The sequence below is a fragment of the Vibrio sp. T13N genome (assembly GCF_032970445.1).
GTDB lineage: Bacteria > Pseudomonadota > Gammaproteobacteria > Enterobacterales > Vibrionaceae > Vibrio > Vibrio diabolicus.
The window spans coordinates 1-2,616 of sequence record NZ_JAWJYE010000044.1; the positions used below are offsets into that span (position 1 = coordinate 1).

Below are 2,616 nucleotides of genomic sequence, written 5' to 3' on the forward strand. Positions count from 1 at the left end.
GCTTGATATGTAGTGAAAGAACACTGCCCTATAACAAGTTGCTGCACACGGATAAATTACTCGCTGCCCTCCCAACTTACTGGTGAGCAAGGCGTTAGGTGTCAAATTATTGAAAGTGAAGACAAATAATTTGAGGTGCAAATGAAATTAGTATCAAAAGCGTTAGTTGAGAGCTTATATAGTGATATGGGTTTAGTTGTACTTGAACTAGATGACTGTACAAGATGGTCAATGATAGATCGCCCTTACCACAATATGAATGGCGCAGAGGTTCAGGTATATAGCGATGGTCGCAAGTTTTATGTCTGTTTCAACGGTGGCTCAGAACGATTTGCTGTTGATGAAATGTAGTGAATAAACAAACCACATCGTTGGCAACATCTCTCACACTTAACAAGCACTCACGGAATCAACATAATTTTCCTAATCTGACAGAAGCGTTTTAGAACACTATCACTAACTCACTTCTGTCCACGGATGATTCTGAGCACCCTGAACGACTGCGTGATCGATGGCTATCAGGCTGGAACAGTTTCAGTTTATAGCCAGACTTTATGTTGACCAATAATATCGAAGAGGAGGTCAACATGAGAAAGTTATCTTCAGGAAAATGCAGCGGCATTAAACGACCATTCAAGTTGGAAGAAATTTGGCGAATTAGAACTAGGCTAGAGCTTGAAAGCGACCTAATGCAGCTTGCACTATTGAACTTAGCCATTGATAGCAAATTAAGGGCAAGTGATTTACTAAGGCTGCATGTATATGATGTTTCTTCGCAAGGTGTAATCTATGAAAGGGTTCAATGCATCCAACAAAAAACTGGCACCGACGTCCACTACGAGATTACCCCGAGAACGCAACAAAGTATTAGCCGATGGATCTACTCGGCATCCTTAGAGGCAAGCAGTTTTTTGTTTCCAAGTGGTCGCCGAAAAGGACAACCTATCAGCTACTCATTCTATCGATCGATTATCAGGAACTGGGCAGTAAAACTTGGATTGAATGCGGACTACTATGGCACTCATTCCATGCGCCGTACTAAAGCAACCTTGATCTATGCCAAAACAAAAAACATCAGAGCGGTACAGATTTTACTGGGGCACTCGAAGCTAGATAACACTATTCGTTACCTTGGAGTGGAACTGGAAGACGCTCTGAGGCTCTCAGAGCAAACAGACTGCTAGAAGGACTAATACAGGCCTTTCATCTCTCTGAGAAGCCTGTGCCCAGAAATGAGCCACGATCAATTGACTACTCACTTTAGCTAAACTCACTTGACTTACTTTTTATAATGCGACTAATGTACCTAAATGTTTGATGACATACACTAACCTGAATATAGGGATGTATGTAAAGTCGTCACAAGATAACCAGCGGCTAAGCAACAGACTCTGTAACAAAGTGGAAAAAGGAGAGTAAATGCCCATTACATTGAGGTTCCAGTCTGGCTATAAATCAATAACTGCGCTAAATGATATTGAGTTGCCTGACTTTACGGTGATAACAGGGTTAAATGGTTCAGGTAAAAGTCAACTACTGGAAGCTATTCTACAGAATAATGCAGGAGTTAAGGCTCTAAGCGAAAACAGAGAGCTTGCTAATAGAAAGCATGTAACTCACGCTAGCCTCGCTCCAAATAACAGTGGCGCAATAGACCCCACTCACTTACGAAAAGCAGTTCAGAATATAATTAATCAGTTCAATCAGTACAAACAAAGAAAACAGACAAATGGCAATATCCAGCTCCATCAAGTTATCAGAGACCCAAAGCAAATACGATTATTAAACATAATTGCGGAAAACTCTCAAAAACTGCTTGACGACCTAAGTGATGAAGACTTTTATGGTCATTATCCGATTGATGACGGTCTGACTATAAATGATGTTTTTCAGCAAAACTTTTCTATTTTATTCAAAAGGTACCATACAAAATTCGAAGATAATCTAGTCTCAGAGTTCCGATATACAAAGTACAATGAAGGTTCTTTCTTGGAGAGGGATGAATTTATTCAGAAATATGGACCACCACCATGGGATTTGGTAAATCGTGTGCTGGAAGAATCAAGAGTAAATTACCTAGTTAACAATCCAGTAGGCTCACATAGAGATCTACCATTCACTTTAAAACTAACAAATAAAACTAGTGGTGCTGAAATTAATTTTTCTGATYTTTCTTCAGGAGAGAAAGTTCTTGTTTCATTAGCTCTTAGCCTATACAACCTGAGTGTGCAGGTAGAGTTCCCAGAAATTCTTCTAATGGATGAGCCTGATGCTCCACTGCACCCATCAATGACCAAACACTTCATAAAAGTACTTAGGAAAGTTTTTGTAGAGGAAAAAGGTGTAAAAGTAATTTTGACTACACACTCTCCATCTACAATTGCATTAAGTCCCGAAGAGTCAATTTATGTAATGGGGACTGAAGAACCTAGACTAGTAAAAACCTCCAAGGATCAAGCCCTATCTATTCTGACATCAGGAGTTCCTGCTTTAAGCGTAAATTATGAAAACAGAAAACAAGTTTTTGTTGAAAGCAAATATGACCAATTTTTTTATGAATTGATTAACAGAAAACTTACGTCAATCAGCCCTAGTGAAGTTTCACTAGACTTTCTA

General features: G+C 39.3%; 3 protein-coding genes. All 3 read left to right on the forward strand.

Annotated features, from left to right (window positions below; genetic code table 11):
• Positions 1 to 141 precede the first annotated feature (141 nt).
• Positions 142 to 351 carry a hypothetical protein gene (locus R2S67_RS22590; RefSeq protein WP_193448102.1) on the forward strand — a complete coding sequence of 70 codons (210 nt, stop codon included), beginning with the start codon at positions 142 to 144 and terminating at the stop codon, positions 349 to 351.
• A 236-nt stretch (positions 352 to 587) separates the two neighbouring features.
• Positions 588 to 1,184 carry a tyrosine-type recombinase/integrase gene (locus R2S67_RS22595; protein WP_069546410.1) on the forward strand — a complete coding sequence of 199 codons (597 nt, stop codon included), beginning with the start codon at positions 588 to 590 and terminating at the stop codon, positions 1,182 to 1,184.
• Positions 1,185 to 1,419: 235 nt separating this feature from the next.
• A partial coding sequence (locus tag R2S67_RS22600; protein ID WP_317347144.1) for an AAA family ATPase occupies positions 1,420 to 2,616 on the forward strand: 1,197 nt, incomplete at its 3' end.